Here is a 15,050-nt window from a genome sequence, read left to right as displayed (position 1 = left end):
GCATGTAAGGGCACCGAGGCAAGACCGAACTGCGGCTGGAACCGTACTGTTCAGCGTGCCGTGCAATAGCATCGATGACGGCAGACTGCTTCCGATCGCGTCCGAATACAATCGGCGTCGGATCGATCTCGGCCACTCCCCACACTTGCCGGTGAGCCAATTGCCGAAGCGCTCTCCTTGCATCGAAATTGTCGGCGCTCCTCAGCGGGAATGCCATCATCGGACACGCCGCCTCACCGGAACAGCAGGTGAACGCCAGCCGCGCCGTGCTCTGAACGGATCCGAACCGGTTGTCGAGAATCCGAGATGTCGCGTCACTCGATCAATAGGTCAAGGGCGCTCCTGGCAACATCGATGAACTTCGATCGATAGAGCTCCAGTGGGTCACCGGGTTGTTCGGATATGCCCAGGGCAACCACGGAATAGACGGCACCGTCGCTCCCCACGGCAACCAGCGTGACCGCCACGACGCCTGGCGAGCTTCCGATCTTCTCCGAGAGTGTCACCAACCCGCGTTCTACAAACGGCGAAGAAGACGCGATCTCGGGTGACCGGAGGATCTGCGACATGCGCGGATCGTCGCGTCCCAGCTCCACGACCGCCCGGTGCGCACTCGCCACGTCTTCAGCGTTCGCGAACCAATCGATGTCGCGTGGCCAGAACGGCGCGCGCTCGATCCATGCCGGGTCCACTGTCAGCGGCTGACTGCTCAACTTCTCAAGAATGCCATGGCGAGCCGCGCTGGATGCCTCGTTCCAGTCGTTCGCGAGCGACGTGTCACCGCCGAGCGTCAACTGGAACATTTTCCTCGTCGTCGGGAACGGTTCGAGGAGGTCAGGTTGGTGATGCCCGAGATCGCGCACCGCGGCCGACAACCGCTGGGCTCCGACAGCGTCCATGAGAACATCGGCTGCTGTGTTGTCGCTGATCTGCATCATCAAACGTGAGAGCTCGAACACGCTAATTTCTGTTCCGTCCGGCTCGAGGTGCAGCCGACCGGTTGGGAGACTCTTCTTCCCATCGTCGATCATGAGCACGTCCTCCCAGGAGAAATCCCCTTCTTTGATCGCTTCCACTACAGCTGCCAGAACGTACAGCTTCATCACCGATCCAACCGGACGGAGAATGTCGTGCGCCCGCTCGTGAACCGACTCCGTGTGCGACCCGCGTGTCACCTGCATGAGCAGTGATGACGCAGGAACGAGCGCTTCGAGACGATCCGCTGCTTCGGCAAAGGATGCAATCGATGGTGATGCAGTGGCAACCGCCGCGTTCACGACGAGCGAGCTGAGCTCTCCGTTCGCGTTCGCGGTGATCTGCAGATCGAGGAGAATGCCAAGCCGATTGCGGACGACAGCAAGAGCTCCCTCGGGTCGAAGTTCGAAGGACTTCACCGTGTATGGGCCCAGGGGCCGAAGGCTCGAATTCACCATGGTGACCAGATGCGCGGTGGACTCCGAGTCGAACGCACCCGCGTCCGATTTCGACTCGACAGCCTCAGTGGTCAAGTCCTCCTCTGCGTTCAGCCGTTCGACCGCCCACAGCATCAGATCTTGGGTCCGGAGTTCCTCAGCGGTCAGGTCTGTGCCCGCTGTCGGAACAGTTTCTCCCAGATTCAGGCTGCATCCGACCAGCACCGAGCACAGGAGGAGCGGAACGGCGAGCTTGCGCCAGTAGGCGTGATCCGTGCGGACTGCGCGCCGGACGCAACCACCCGTGCTCGGCGCCTCACGCCTTTGCCGCGGCCTGGCCGACCGGAGGAATCGCAGCATCACAACACCTCCGATCGCCGAACGGCATCGTCGTCTCCGAGGATCGATGGAGAGTCGTCCTCGTCACTCGCAGAACCGGGCGAAGCGGAGGGCGGGACGAGCTTCATCGTCGCGATCCCGACGGTTGCGATCATGATGATCCCGAAACTCCACAGCCCGATGCTGAGGATGATCCCGACGTGCAATGCGACCGCCATAATGAACGCGATCCGTCGACCGAAGTCAATGGTCACAACGAGAATTCCGATGCAGATCTCTGCGACGATGACACCCCAGGTGATGACGGCTAAGAGGAGCGGGACTGACGTCGCCCAGTGCAGCACATCTGCGATGAGGCCGCTTGCGCCAAACATGTACCCGCGAGAGATGTAGTACTCGGCCGATCCGTTGGACCAGTCATCGACGTTGAACTTCTCAAATGCACTATTGAGATAGATCAAGGTCACCTGGAGTCGCAGGGCATAGATCCCAGCGAGTGCAACACCTCGACCGACTGGTCCGACGGGCCGGCGCTCCTTGGACCATGCCCATCTCCGATCATCCGCAGCCATGATGAAGATGATGATCACCGAGACGATCGCGGCCACAGAATCGCCGCCATCGGGCAATGAGATTCCGGTGGAGATGGAGATGGCGATCCAGGCATGAACGAACGCCATCACCCTCGGCAGGAACCCGACGAGCACGAGGCCCAGCAAAACAATCATGACGATGACCCGCACGATCGAGGGCACCTCTGGACCACCGATGCAGAAGGCGGAGATGATCCGCGCCCCAGCACAGTAAGGCGCCGGTTCGGCTCCTCCGACCGTTTGCATCAGTGCGCTGAACGGCGTGAAAACGAGGATGGAGATCTGGGCGGCCGCCAGAGCGCCGCGGCCGAGCGTGAAGGCACGCTGCCGAACCTCCAACGATTGCAAGGCGATCTGGAGCCGTAGCGCTGGCCCGGGTCGCTCGTGCATCAGCACACCGCGTCCACGGTCGTGAAGGTCTCGATGGAGTGCATGGGGAGATCGAATTCTCGGTATTCGAAGGGCGTGAACGTCTCTGTGGTCAGAATGATCGGGCCGCAAAGCGTACGGTGAGCGAGGTTCACGGTGATCTTCTGTGGCTGCAATGAACTGGCCTCGGCGAGGCAGTGTTCGCGGGTCTGGCCAGTTTCACACTCGTGCCACTGCCCGACGGCTTCGGAGAGCTGTGCGAGCTCGGGCCCCTGCGCCCGCTGCGCCCTGCTGAGGCCGAAGAGATTCTCCACCCGCCCTTGAGGTGCAAGCATCAACGACGCCATCGTCTCCGCGTCATATGCGGCGATCTCAGTCGCCTGTGGTGCGTTCGTGAAGAACCCCCACCCCTGTGGGGAGACCGTTGTGAATGCCAGCTGCAGGTTCTTGTGCACGTCCGACTCACTTGACAGGACATTGGGCGGGAGCACGAAGTACACGCTTGCCCCGATCCAAACAGCGAGCACGGCCAAGGCTGCCCCGAAGAACCAGACAGCCTTGTCCGCGATCACTCCCCTCTCCCTCGAGCGCGGAGGCAGCCTCACCTACTTGCCGAGAGCCGCAGCGAACTGGGCCGCGCGCTTCTCATGCGAGATCGGGCTCTGCTCAGTGCTCGTCCCCCAGAAATCGATGGTGTTCCAGACCCATCGCACGTTCCCCGCCCCGGCGACCGTCGCCACGGCCGCTCCGGCGACAGCAGCCACGACGACGACGAAGACGATCGATCGCGCCGAGACGAACTCCTCCTTGTCGGGCACGTTGAGCCCCATGACCTCCGCTACGCCGTAGGAGATCTCGGAGAAGTTCTCGAGTGCAACGTCGACGAGACGAGGATCACCGGACTGCAGCGGCACGGTAACGAGCTCGTTGAAGTTCGGTTCGACACCCATGAACAGGGCGTACATCTCGTCTCGTGCTTCGACGGTGACGCTATCCACTTCCGGCGCATACGGCGAGAGTGCCTTGTGGTCCTCGTAGACCGGACCCGAGCCGAGCACCAGGAAGCTGATGATGTCGTGGTCCGTGTACGACGTCGTCGTCGCCGCCTCGTGCTGTGCAACAAGGCTCGCGCCGGAGGGCGCCGCAACCGCAGGCAGGTTCCCCGCGAGTACCAACGCTGCCGCACACAGCACCGAGACAGCCGACTTCATCCTGATAGCCAATGTTCCCCCAAGAGTGATGGCCTCGAGCGCCAGGGACGGGCTCGTGGACCAGTGGAGCGGAGGCGAGTTGCCAGCGCCACATCGCGAGCTGCACTTCGCAGACTCGTCGAATCAAACCAAACATGTACGGTGCTTTGTTTCTGGGCGCGAAAATTGGCGCGACGACCGACGGCGCGAACGACGACATACAACCGTGCATGTATGTTTGGTTCATGGTCTTCGGAGTGCTCGTCCTCGTGTTCGCTGCTGCTGCCGTCGTCGCAGCCGTCGAATGCGCCGCCCGAGGGCGACTCGGCCCGAACAACCTGGTCGGGATCAGAGCAGCCTCGGTCATGGCTTCCGATGAAGCCTGGCAGCGGGGCCATCAGGCAGCCCGACCCTGCGTGTGGATCGGCGCATTCTTGGCGGTCACGGGGGGCTCGCTCAGCCTCGTGGTCGACCCCACGCACTCGAACGCGTTCGTGCTCGCAGGCCTGTCGGCGTTTCTGATCTTCGTGCTGCTCGGAAGCGCGATCGCCGTGCGCGCGGCACGCAAGGTCCCCCCGCCGGGCGTCGACGACGACCGGCGAGCAGCGCCCCTCCCCTAGCGTCCAGCACGATGCACTCCGGGAGAGCACCATCCCTGTCGATCCGGTGACACCTTGCCTGATCTACGGCACGGGCTCGGTTGCAGCGGAACTCGCGATGCAGGCAAGGCGCCGGGGCATGCCGTTCCTCCTCGCCGGGCGCGACGGCGCGAGTCTCGACATGCTGGCTGACCGGTACGGCGTCGCGAGGATGCAGCTCGACCTCCGGCAGCGTGCGAGCTCCCTGACGCAACACCTCGACGGCGTCAGCGGGGTGATCAACGCAGCCGGACCATAGTCCTCCACCGCGAAGCCGCTCATGGAGGCCAGCGCGGAAGGTTGCGTCTCCTACGCTGACCTGTCGAATGAGGGCCGCACTCACGAGTACGCGTGGAAACGGGATGCCCACTGGCGAGAATGCGGCATCGCCGTGGTAACCGGCGCGGGGTTCGGCACGTATCTGGCCGAAGTGCTCGCCGAGCATGCGCTCCGAACGATAGACCAGCCGCAGAAGGTCAGCCTGACGAGCCTCGCGAGTGGCAGGACTTCGAAGTCACCAGGCGTCACAGCTTCGTCGCAGGCAGTTCTCGCTTCAGGAAGCTGGCGCTTCCGGTCCGGGACGCTGGTCAGGCTGAGAGTTGGAAGAGCAGTTGAGACCTCTGAGACGAGCTCTCACCTGACACTGCACACCGGCGACCTGTTCGCTCTGCGGAGGACGACGGCGGCGACCGACATCCAGGTGTTCGCCGAGCTCGGGTTGCCTCGCGGCCAGCTCCTCCTGCTACTCCCGCTCCTGCGAGTGCTGTCTTCGCTGCACGGAGTTCGCCCTCTCAGGCTTCCATCACATCGGCGAACGCGGCCTCGGATGCTCACGTCGACCGCGAGCACCATCATCAAGCCTCGTCTCCGAGTCACCGTGGAAGGCAGCGCCGGCGATCGTGCATCGTTCGTTCTGACTGCTGGGTCTGGAACAGCCTTTGCGGCTGCGATCTACCTGGAAGTACCGGCAGCCCTCGCAGCCGAGGCACGGTCCGGGTGCATGACGCCGCTCGAGATCCTGGGATCGAATCCGGCGAGACACCTTCCAGGCGTGCACATATCACCAGACCGATCAGAAGATCCGAAGGGACGAGATGCACCACTTTGATGGGCGGCCATTAAAGGAGATACTCGGCAAGGAGTCCGGCCGATACTTCGGTTCGGGTCATCGACACATCAGGCATACCGTCAGCCAGGTGGCCGAACACGTCGACGGTGACAGGATCCGACTTTCGGCGGTTAAGCAGGCGGTCTATCCGCGCCGCTGGTCGCTGGACGCGGCAGGAGATCCCCGCGAGGTGCATCTCAGTTCTATCGATGCGATCAGCCTGGCGCTGAAGACCATCAGCTTGTGTGAGAACACGAATCGCGGCGCTTGGTGGGAAGGGCCGTTCGATGTCACAGGGTTCTCAGTCGTCGCCGGACGTGTGGCGACAACTGATGTGGGCTCTGTCCCCATCGGCATCACGACCGATCACGGCGGACCGCTCGTCAGCACCAAGTCATTGCGGGCTTGTATCGGCGGACTGGACGTCGACTTGGAGTGCGCCCCGAGCCGAGCCCGACCGGGCGCAGCCGAGGCGGCACCCGGCCTCACCCATGCGGCAGCAGGCGACTCGAACCAGATGTCGTCCCACGTCGATCGCGTGGACCTCGTCGATGGACACCTCGAGACGTCCCATTCCGTCACATCATCCCAGGCAGGGAACTCAGCCGCCCCGCCCCGCCTTGACGCCGTCGATGAACTCGTCATGTTCGGTCAGTTGGCGCAAGTCCTCATCTACGCCGCCAATGACACCAGCCGCTCCGCTGTACCGAACCTCTGGCTCAGGCGCGCCTCCGTCTCTCGGACGCCCGCTCCGTCCGGCGGCCAGGCTCGATTCTCCGCTCGCACGTCCGTGCGCAGGAACGCCGAGGTCGTCATCGGCGGCCGAACCCTCCGCGACGTGAGGTTGGTCTCGACATCCGAGCACGGTGCGAGCGCCAGCGCGGCGTTCGGCTACTCAGCGTGAACCCTCCCGAACGGGGACCAGACGGCAGAGACGCTGAACCATGGGCCGATAGAGTGGCTTTGGGATCAGTCGGAGGTGCGCGTGGCACAACAGGAACGCGGGATCGCCACACGAGAGGCGATTATTCTCGGTGGGGCGAAGGTGTTTGCGCGCCTGCACTACTCGACCGCTCGCGTCGCCGATATCCTAGAAGCAGCATCCGTCACGCAGGGTGGTTTCTACTTTCATTTCCGCAGGGGCAAGATCGAGGTGGCGGAGGAGATCATCCGCCGCCAGGACCAGGGCTTCATCCTCCTCCGGGATTCGATTCTGGAGTCGGGCGACGACGGCCTCGCTTCACTGCTCACGCTGTCCCGGTCCCTCGCGAGAGCAGTGCAGCACGATCCAACGGCGCAAGCAGGCCTGCGTCTCGTCGCACAAGCCTCATCTGAATTCCCCGGCGTTGCGAAGTTGCCGGATCCAGTCTGGCTCGACGCGATAGCGTTGTTTCTCGAACAGGCACGAGCTGAAGGCAATCTTCGCGCCGAGGTCGATATCCCGACTGCCGCTCGAGCCGTCGTCTATATGTTCACCGGCGCGCAGACGAGCTCGTTCGTCTCGAACGGTTGGCGACACCTGGAGGCGAGCCTCGAGGCGACACATTGGTTCTCCATGCAAGCGCTCGCCACGCCGGAGTACCTGGCGACCACGAAGAACACCCTCTAGTGCTTCGCCCGCAGGCATGCATGCGAAACAGCCGCACCGACATCGCCCTGACGCCTCGCTTGTTGCGGCTGTTCCGGCAGCCAGCCCGTTCGAGCAGGCCGCGCAGGGCGGCAGCTCCGACGCCGACCGCGACGCCGAGGAAGGCTTCGTGGAGACTGAACCCGAAGTCTGTGCCAACCCGACCTCGTATGGCCGCCGGGCACTTCCTGCGCGGCGAGGGGCCACCGAATGACCCCATCGAGGCCTCAGATCCGCGGAATCACGCGGGCATGTTCGGAGCGACACGTTGTGCTGGAAACTGCGGCGACACTTACGTGGGAAACCCGCTGATCCAGGGGGCCTGCGGCGACATTTCGCGGGCGCGTTCACAGACGTGAAGGGCGCCGCTGCCGTCCCCGAGCCCGTCGACGTCCCGCTGGGCGGCGGGTCGATCCGTCTGGGCCAGTTCCTCAAGTTCGCGGGGATCCTCTCGGGCGGCGAGGCCAAGGAGGCGGTCGCCGAGGGGATGGTGACCGTCAACGGCGAAGTCGATCTGCGCCGCGGCCGCCAGCTCGCGGTCGGCGACGTCGTCGGGTTCGACCGGAACCGCTTCCGCGTCTGCGAGTGAGGGCGGCCGCCCCTCGGCGGGTGCGATCGGCCGAGACACCGCGGAACGGATGAGACGCCGCTCAGAGGCGGGCGCGTCGGCGTGTTGAGCGGTGGCTCGGCGCACACTGGCTCCTGGACATCCCGGGACGACAGGAGACGCGCGTGCAGCTCGGCATTCACTTCATGAACTTCACCCTTCCAGGCGGGAGCGCGGGGATCGCGCCGATCCTCGGAGCGACCGCGCGGACGGCCGAGGACGTCGGCTGCGCCCAGTTCACCCTGATCGACCACTAATTCAAGATGAAGCACTTCGCGACCAGCGAGGATCCGATCCTCGAGGGCTACACCTCGCTCGGCTTCGTCGCCGACCGGACGGAGAAGCTGCGGCTCGGGCTGCTCGTCACCGGCGTGACCTACCGCCACCCGGGACTCCTCGCGAAGATCGTCACTACCCTCGACGTCCTCTCCGGCGGGCGCGCGATGCTCGGGATCGGCGCGGCCTGGTACGAGCGCGAGCACCTCGGGCTCGGCGTGCCGTACCCGCCGCTGAAGGAGCGGTTCGAGCGGTTGGAGGAGACGCTGCGGATCTGCCGTCAGATGTGGAGCGACGACGACGGGCCGTTCGAGGGGACGCACTACCGGCTCGCCGAGACGCTGAACCACCCGGCGCCGATCCAGCAGCCCGGCCCGCCCATCCTCATCGGCGGCGGCGGAGAGAGGAAGACGCTGCGGCTGGTCGCGCAGTACGGCGACGCCTGCAACCTGTTCGGCACCGGCGCGGACGACGTGGCGCACAAGCTCGACGTGCTGAAGCGGCACTGCGACGACCTCGGGCGCGACTACGCGACGATCACGAAGACCATCACCGGGGGCGGCGATCCGATCGGCGACCCCGACGGCTTCGTCCGCGCGATGGAGGAGTACGCGGCGCTGGGGATCGACCACGTGCAGCTGGCGCCGGCCGGGCCGGATCCGGAGGGGTACGTCGCCCGGCTGGGCGAGGGCGTGATCGAGCGGGTGGCGGCTCTCGGCTGAGGGCTCCCGGGACGCACAGCACTCCGACCGGTTCGGGTGCCGCGGGCGTCACCGCTGATCCGCTCCGCCGGCCGGGTCCGCCGTCACCGGCGCGAGGACTCCGGTGGCGGGCATGTCCCGGGTCGGGGGACGCCGTCGGCGGATCCTGCCCCCCGTCAGGGTCGCGGCGTCGACGCGGGCGAGGAGCGCGACCCACGGTTCGAGCCTCCCACCTCGGGTTATTGAGCTCACGCTGACGTGGGCAGATCGCTGGCCTCATGCCGCACGTGTCCTCTCGCACCTCGCTCCGCCGTCATCGGCAGAACCGCAGAAGAGGGGCGATCGGGACGGGTGTCGTCCTCGCCGTCGTCGGCGCCGCGCTCTTCGCCGGCGTCTCGGCGCAGGCGGCCACTGCTCCCGACCTCGGCACGGCGGAGGACTACTCGGTCCTGGCCGCGTCGACCGTGACGAACACGGGGTCGAGCGTCCTGGACCAGAGCGTCGGGGTCAGCCCGCTGACCGCCGTCACCGGGTTCCCGCCCGGACGGACGGACGGAGTGATCCACCGCGGAGACGCGGAGGCGGCTCAGGCCCAGGCCGACGTGGGCACCGCCTACGGACAGCTCGCCTCGCAGGCGACGACCGCGCAGGTCGACGCCGAGATCGGCGGCAGCACGCTGAAGCCCGGGGTGTACACCGCGGCCGGACCGGTCGGAGCGACGGGGACGCTCACGCTCGACGCCGAGGGCGTCAACGAGGCGGTCTTCGTGATCCGCGCCGCGTCGACGCTGACGACGGCGTCGTCGAGCCCGGTGGCCCTGATCAACGGAGCGCAGGCCTGCAACGTCTACTGGCAGATCGGCAGCTCCGCGACGCTCGGCACCGACTCGGACTTCGTGGGCTCCGTGCTCGCCTCGGTCTCGATCACGGTGACGACGGGCGTCTCCGTCGAGGGCCGCGCACTGGCCCGCACGGGAGCGGTCACGCTCGATTCCAACGACTTCACCGAGCCGGGCTGCGAGCCCACCGACGGCGGATCGTCGCCGACGGCGACTCCGACCGTGACGCCGACCGTGACTCCGACGGTCACGCCGACCGTGACGCCGACGGTCACTCCGACGGTGACCCCGACCGTCACGCCGACCGTGACTCCCACCGTCACCCCGACGGTGACTCCCACCGTCGTGCCGACTGTGACGCCGACGGTGACTCCCACCGTCACTCCGACGGTGACTCCGACTGTCACGCCCACCGTCACTCCGACGGTGACTCCGACGATCGCGCCCACCGTGGCTCCGACGGTCACGCCGACGACCACGCCGACGGCGACCCCGACCGTGGCTCCGACGGCGACCCCCACCCCCACGCCGACCGCGACGCCCACGGCCTCGCCCACTCCGACCGCGACCACAGCGCCGCGACCGGCGCCCTCCCACGCCGCGGTCGTTCCCGTGTCCGGGTCGAACGGTCCCCGCGGTCCGGCTCTCGCCTCGACCGGAGTGGACGCCGCAGCGACGGCGACCGCCGGAGTGCTGGGCCTGCTCGCCCTGCTCGGCGGCGGTCTGATGCTCCTCACCCTCCGACGCCGCGGTGAGCGCACCGGGAGCTGATCCCGGCTGATCACCGGCAGCTGATCACCGCCAGGCCGTGCGCCGGACTCCCGAGGGGTCCGGCGCACGTCTGCGCCCACGATCCCGCTCCGCCCGTCTCTCGGGTGTCCTCGCCGATGCGCGCAGGCCCGCTCGTGCGTCGAGACGCCGCTCCGAGCGTCGGGGCACCGCTGAGCAGGCGGTGTCCTCCGCGTTCTCGCGGAGGGCGGGGGCGTCAGCCGGAGGACTCCCGCGGCACGAAGCGGACGGGCATGGCCTGCACGCCTGCGGTCGGACGTCCGTGGATCGCGTTCGAGAGCTCCTCCGCGGCGGCGCGGCCGAGCGTGTCGAGCATCATGTCGATGCTCGAGAGCGGCGGGCGGGCGGCCTCGACGAGGAGGTCCCAGTTGTCGAAGCCGACGACGGCCACGTCCTGCGGCACCCGCCGGCCGGTCTCGCGCAGGTGGTCGAGCGTGCCGCGGGCGATCTGGTCGCTCGCGCAGATGATCGCGTCGAGGTCCGGATGCGCCCGCAGCAGCGTCTCGGCGCACTGACGCCCCCAGCTCTCGGACCACTGCCCGAAGAGGACGCCGCCGCCGACCAGCGGCAGCCCCGCCTCCGTCAGCGCCTGCTCGACGCCCCGGGCGCGGTCGTGCGCGGCGGTGTAGCTCGGCTCGCCGTTGACGAGGGCGATCCTGGTCCGTCCGCGCTCGATCAGGTGGCGGGCGGCGAGGACGCCGGCCTGCACGTTGTCGGGCGTGAAGGAGGAGTCGCGCGGATCCTCCGAGGGCGCATAGGCGTAGACGACCGGCACCGGGATGGTGCGCGTGATCGAAGGGCGCGGGTTCGTCGTCCGGCCGAGCACCACGATCCCGTCGACGCGCTTGGCGAGCAGGTTCTTGATGTGGTGCTGCTCGCGGATCGAGTCGCCGCGGGCGTCGCAGAGGAGCACCGACGTCGATCCTGCGCCGAACGCGTCCTCGGCGCCGAGCAGCACGGGGAGCACGAAGCGGTTGTCGAGATCGTTGGTGAGCATCCCGTTGGGGCCCGTGCGCCGGGAGGTGAGGGCCTGCGCGAGCGGGTTCGGGGTGAAGGAGAGGGGCTCGGCGGGGTCCAGCACGCGTTGGCGGGTGTCGGCGCGCACCTGGTCGCGGCCGTTGAGCGCCTTGGAGGCGGTGGCGATCGAGACGCCGGCGGCGGCCGCCACGTCGGTGAGCGTGATGGTGCCGGTGGGCTTGCGTGGTGGCACCGCGCCTCCGTTCCGGGCCCGGCGGGCCGCCGCGTCGATCCTCGCACGACTCCGGCGAAAAACCGAAAAGACCGAAAAGATCGCATCTCTTGACGCGCTGACCTCCCCTGCCTAGGTTTACCCGACAGAAAGTAGTTTCGGCCCGGCGCAGACGATCGGGACGACTGCCGAGGAATCCGTCAACGACGAAGGGATCATCCGTGAAGACGAGGAAGCACGCTCGGGGCCTCGCCGCCGCCGTCCTGCTGGGGACGGCCGCCGCCGCACTGACCGGCTGCGCGAGCGGCTCCGGGGGAGACTCCGGCTCCGCCGCGGGAGGCAGCTACACGTTCTGGGACCCGTACCCCCAGTTCGACGAGTCGTCCGACTGGGCGAAGCTCATCGACTCCTGCGGGACCGAGGCCGGCGTCACCGTCGAGCGCACCGGCTACGACACCACCGACCTGACCAACAAGGCGCTGCTCGCCGGTCAGCAGGGCAACTCGCCCGACCTCCTGCTCGTCGACAACCCCGTTGTCTCGACGCTCGCGGAGTCGGGCATCCTGACCACGACCGCCGAGTCCGGGCTCTCCACCGAGGGGATCGACGCGAACATCCTCGCGGCCGGCCAGACCGGCAGCGACACCTTCGGCGTGCCGATCGGCGCCAACACGCTCGCGTTGTACTACAACAAGGCCGTGCTCGAGAAGGCCGGCGTGGACGCCGCCTCCATCACGGACTGGGCCGGGCTGACCGACGCGCTCGAGAAGGTCACCGCCTCCGGCGGCAAGGGCATCACGTTCTCCGGCATCGGCACGGAGGAGGGGACCTTCCAGTTCCTGCCGTGGTTCTGGGGCTCCGGCGCCGAGCTGACCGACCTCGACTCGCCCGCCGCGGTCGACGCCGTCTCGCTCTGGAGCGACTGGCTCGAGAAGGGCTACGCGCCCAACTCCGTGATCGGCAACACGCAGACCACGAGCTGGCAGGAGTTCGAGACCGGCGAGTACGCGTTCGGCGAGAACGGCACCTGGCAGCTGGCCAACGCGAAGGCCTCGGGCATCGACTACGGCGTCCTGACCATCCCGTCGAAGGACGGCGGAGCGGCCCCCGCACCGACCGGAGGCGAGTTCCTCACCCTCCCGGTGCAGTCGGACACGGCGCGCTACGAGACCTCGAAGAAGATCGCCGAGTGCCTGACCTCGACGGAGAGCCTGGTCACGACCGACAACACGCTCTCGTACATCGCGCCGACGGCCGAGGCGCAGCAGGAGCAGGTCGCCGGCAACGCCGACCTCGAGCCGTGGGTCACCGCCGTGCAGGCCGCGAAGGGCCGCACCTCGGACGACCTCGGCACGAAGTACCCGAAGATCTCGGAGCAGCTGTGGGGCGCGGTGCAGACCGTGCTCAGCGGCTCGCAGTCTCCCGAGGACGCCCTGAAGGCCGCCCAGTCGGCCGCCGAATCCGCCACGAAGTAGGACGACCGGGGGCTCCCGCTCCCCGAACGAGGTCCCCCCGGCCGGTGCTCCGCGCACCGGCCGGGGGGACGGGAGAGACCATGACCACTGCCACCGAGACCGCCCGCCTCCTGCGGCGCGGCACCGAGCCGCCGGCCCCGCCCGCCCCGGCCGCCGAGAGCCGTCGGCGCCGCCGGCGCCCCGAGGGCGGCCGTCTGGTCGCGTGGGCGTTCCTCGCCCCGCTCGTCGCCTACCTGCTCGTCTTCTACGCGTTCCCGCTCTACCGCAACCTCGAGCTGAGCCTGAAGGACTACACGGTCCGCTCGTTCGTGCAGGGGAACGCGCCCTTCGTCTGGTTCGACAACTACGTCCAGGTGTTCCAGGACGCGACCTTCGGCCCGGCGCTGCTGCACACGGCGGTCTTCACCGGCGTCTCGCTCCTCTTCCAGTTCACGCTGGGGCTGGCGCTCGCCGTGTTCTTCTACCGCCGCTTCCCGCTGGCGAGCACGCTCCGGGCGCTGTTCCTGGTGCCGTGGCTCCTGCCGCTGATCGTCTCGGCGTCGACCTGGTCGTGGATGCTCAACAGCGACTCCGGCATCGTGAACGCGTTCCTGGAGTCGTTCGGGATCGGCCAGATCAACTGGCTCACTTCGCCGACCACCTCGCTGATCGCGGTCCTGATCGCGAACATCTGGATCGGCATCCCGTTCAACCTGGTGATCCTCTACTCCGGCCTGCAGAACATCTCGCAGGACCTCTACGAGGCGGCCTCGCTCGACGGCGCGACCGGCGCCCAGCAGTTCTGGCGGATCACGCTGCCGCTGCTGCGGCCGGTGTCGGCGATCACGATCCTGCTCGGCCTCGTCTACACGCTGAAGGTGTTCGACATCATCTGGATCATGACGAAGGGCGGGCCCGCCGACTCCTCGACCACGCTCGCCACCTGGACGTACCAGCTCGGCTTCGGCTCGATGCTGCCCGACTTCGGACCGGCCGCGGCCGTCGGCAACCTGCTGATCATCCTGGCCCTCGTCTTCGGCCTCGTGTACATCCGGGTCCAGCGGAAGCAGGCCGACTCGTGACCGCCCGCCGCCCCTGGTACCTGACGGTGGTCGGGATCGCCCTCACGGCGGTCATGCTGTTCCCCGTCTACTGGATGATCAACGTCTCCCTCACTCCGACCGGCTCGATGCGGAAGGATCCGCCGGACTGGTTCCCGTTCTCTCCCACGTTCACCGGCTACCAGGCGGTGCTGAGCGAGCAGCTGCCCTACCTGGGCACCAGCCTCGTCGTCGGCCTCGGCACGGTGCTGCTGACCGTGGCGATCGCCGCTCCCGCCGCCTACTCGCTGGCGAAGCTGCGGCCCCGCGGCGGTCAGGCCCTCTCGTTCGTGCTGCTGATCGCGCAGATGATCCCGGCGATCATCATGGCGATGGGCTTCTACGCCATCTACCTCAACCTGGGGCTGCTCAACTCGATCCCGGGCCTGATCGTGGCCGACTCCACCATCGCGGTGCCGTTCGGCGTGCTGATCTTCACGGCCTTCATGTCGGGGATCCCCGACGAGCTCACCCAGGCGGCGCGGATGGACGGAGCGAGCGCCTGGCGCACCTTCACCTCGGTGATCATGCCGATCAGCCGCAACTCCGTCGTCACCGTCTCGCTGTTCGCGTTCCTCTGGGCCTGGTCGGACTTCATCTTCGCCTCGACGCTCGACAGCGGCGGGAAGCTCCAGCCGATCACCCTCGGCATCTACAAGTACATCGGCAACAACAACCAGGAGTGGAACTCGATCATGGCGACCGCCGTGGTCGCCTCGCTCCCGGCCGCCGTCCTCCTCGTCGTCGCCCAGCGGTACGTCTCGGCGGGAGTCACCGCCGGCGCCGTCAAGGACTGACCCGTCCCTCCAAGGAGACACC

Annotated in this window: 16 protein-coding genes; 11 read left to right on the top strand and 5 right to left on the bottom strand. The window is 67.2% G+C overall.

The annotated features are described in order from the left end of the window. Positions 1-314: 314 nt before the first annotated feature. The 4 genes from C5D04_RS00970 to C5D04_RS00955 all read right to left on the bottom strand — a co-directional run bounded on the left by C5D04_RS00970 (position 315) and on the right by C5D04_RS00955 (position 3,924). Entirely contained in the window at positions 315-1,637 is a 1,323-nt protein-coding gene (locus C5D04_RS00970) for a serine hydrolase (RefSeq protein ID WP_181137649.1), read from the bottom strand. Between the two features lie 134 nt (positions 1,638-1,771). Further along, positions 1,772-2,734 carry a sporulation-delaying protein SdpB family protein gene (locus C5D04_RS00965; RefSeq protein WP_146078446.1) on the bottom strand — a complete coding sequence of 321 codons (963 nt, stop codon included), beginning with the start codon at positions 2,732-2,734 and terminating at the stop codon, positions 1,772-1,774. Continuing rightward, positions 2,734-3,285, bottom strand: coding sequence for an SdpA family antimicrobial peptide system protein (locus C5D04_RS00960; protein ID WP_181065488.1), 552 nt, complete (start codon positions 3,283-3,285; stop codon positions 2,734-2,736). Before C5D04_RS00960 ends, C5D04_RS00965 begins: the two co-directional genes overlap by 1 nt. 33 nt (positions 3,286-3,318) lie before the next feature. Beyond that, positions 3,319-3,924 carry a hypothetical protein gene (locus C5D04_RS00955; RefSeq protein ID WP_104295087.1) on the bottom strand — a complete coding sequence of 202 codons (606 nt, stop codon included), beginning with the start codon at positions 3,922-3,924 and terminating at the stop codon, positions 3,319-3,321. Positions 3,925-4,058: 134 nt separating this feature from the next. Here C5D04_RS00955 and C5D04_RS00950 point away from each other — a divergent pair, with 134 nt between their 5' ends. The 8 genes from C5D04_RS00950 (at position 4,059) to C5D04_RS00920 (ending at position 10,470) form a co-directional block, all read left to right on the top strand. After that, complete coding sequence (locus C5D04_RS00950) at positions 4,059-4,523, top strand: SdpI family protein (RefSeq protein WP_104347053.1); 465 nt, start codon at positions 4,059-4,061, stop codon at positions 4,521-4,523. Between the two features lie 118 nt (positions 4,524-4,641). Further along, a complete protein-coding gene (locus C5D04_RS18085) occupies positions 4,642-4,800 on the top strand; it encodes a hypothetical protein (RefSeq protein WP_181068330.1) in 159 nt (52 codons plus the stop codon). An 835-nt stretch (positions 4,801-5,635) separates the two neighbouring features. Further along, on the top strand, positions 5,636-6,553 hold the full coding sequence (locus C5D04_RS17840) for an AvrD family protein (RefSeq protein ID WP_146087823.1): 918 nt from the start codon (positions 5,636-5,638) through the stop codon (positions 6,551-6,553). An 81-nt stretch (positions 6,554-6,634) separates the two neighbouring features. Next, positions 6,635-7,258: a TetR family transcriptional regulator gene (locus C5D04_RS00935; RefSeq protein WP_104257791.1), complete on the top strand. Its 624-nt coding sequence runs from the start codon at positions 6,635-6,637 to the stop codon at positions 7,256-7,258. Between the two features lie 373 nt (positions 7,259-7,631). Continuing rightward, positions 7,632-7,865, top strand: coding sequence for an RNA-binding S4 domain-containing protein (locus C5D04_RS00930; RefSeq protein ID WP_104222694.1), 234 nt, complete (start codon positions 7,632-7,634; stop codon positions 7,863-7,865). Positions 7,866-8,008: 143 nt separating this feature from the next. Beyond that, complete coding sequence (locus C5D04_RS18585) at positions 8,009-8,140, top strand: hypothetical protein (protein WP_258068805.1); 132 nt, start codon at positions 8,009-8,011, stop codon at positions 8,138-8,140. A gap of 6 nt (positions 8,141-8,146) precedes the next feature. After that, complete coding sequence (locus C5D04_RS00925) at positions 8,147-8,881, top strand: TIGR03560 family F420-dependent LLM class oxidoreductase (protein WP_258068804.1); 735 nt, start codon at positions 8,147-8,149, stop codon at positions 8,879-8,881. A gap of 266 nt (positions 8,882-9,147) precedes the next feature. Then, positions 9,148-10,470: an ice-binding family protein gene (locus C5D04_RS00920; protein WP_181137651.1), complete on the top strand. Its 1,323-nt coding sequence runs from the start codon at positions 9,148-9,150 to the stop codon at positions 10,468-10,470. Between the two features lie 214 nt (positions 10,471-10,684). On the opposite strand, the gene C5D04_RS00915 is transcribed toward C5D04_RS00920, so the two are convergent. After that, positions 10,685-11,698: a LacI family DNA-binding transcriptional regulator gene (locus C5D04_RS00915; protein WP_104347071.1), complete on the bottom strand. Its 1,014-nt coding sequence runs from the start codon at positions 11,696-11,698 to the stop codon at positions 10,685-10,687. A gap of 200 nt (positions 11,699-11,898) precedes the next feature. Between C5D04_RS00915 and C5D04_RS00910 the strand changes: the two genes are divergently transcribed. The 3 genes from C5D04_RS00910 to C5D04_RS00900 all read left to right on the top strand — a co-directional run bounded on the left by C5D04_RS00910 (position 11,899) and on the right by C5D04_RS00900 (position 15,028). Next, complete coding sequence (locus C5D04_RS00910; protein ID WP_104225801.1) at positions 11,899-13,152, top strand: extracellular solute-binding protein; 1,254 nt, start codon at positions 11,899-11,901, stop codon at positions 13,150-13,152. An 80-nt stretch (positions 13,153-13,232) separates the two neighbouring features. Beyond that, entirely contained in the window at positions 13,233-14,213 is a 981-nt protein-coding gene (locus C5D04_RS00905) for a carbohydrate ABC transporter permease (protein ID WP_104247032.1), read from the top strand. Next, on the top strand, positions 14,210-15,028 hold the full coding sequence (locus C5D04_RS00900) for a carbohydrate ABC transporter permease (protein ID WP_104222699.1): 819 nt from the start codon (positions 14,210-14,212) through the stop codon (positions 15,026-15,028). The genes C5D04_RS00905 and C5D04_RS00900 overlap by 4 nt, the downstream gene beginning before the upstream one ends. The last annotated feature ends 22 nt before the right edge of the window (positions 15,029-15,050 follow it).

The organism is Rathayibacter sp. AY1D2, assembly GCF_002932695.1.
Classification (GTDB): Bacteria; Actinomycetota; Actinomycetes; order Actinomycetales; family Microbacteriaceae; genus Rathayibacter.
This window is presented reverse-complemented; position numbering and strand designations above follow the sequence as displayed.

Excerpts from the sequence above, each read along its gene's own strand:
- C5D04_RS00905 (WP_104247032.1), top strand. The coding sequence starts at position 13,233 with ATGACCACTGCCACCGAGACCGCCCGCCTCCTGCGGCGCGGCACCGAG.
- C5D04_RS00955 (WP_104295087.1), bottom strand. The coding sequence starts at position 3,924 with ATGAAGTCGGCTGTCTCGGTGCTGTGTGCGGCAGCGTTGGTACTCGCG.
- C5D04_RS00925 (WP_258068804.1), top strand. The coding sequence starts at position 8,147 with ATGAAGCACTTCGCGACCAGCGAGGATCCGATCCTCGAGGGCTACACC.
- C5D04_RS00950 (WP_104347053.1), top strand. The coding sequence starts at position 4,059 with ATGTACGGTGCTTTGTTTCTGGGCGCGAAAATTGGCGCGACGACCGAC.
- C5D04_RS17840 (WP_146087823.1), top strand. The coding sequence starts at position 5,636 with ATGCACCACTTTGATGGGCGGCCATTAAAGGAGATACTCGGCAAGGAG.
- C5D04_RS00965 (WP_146078446.1), bottom strand. The coding sequence starts at position 2,734 with ATGCACGAGCGACCCGGGCCAGCGCTACGGCTCCAGATCGCCTTGCAA.
- C5D04_RS18085 (WP_181068330.1), top strand. The coding sequence starts at position 4,642 with ATGCCGTTCCTCCTCGCCGGGCGCGACGGCGCGAGTCTCGACATGCTG.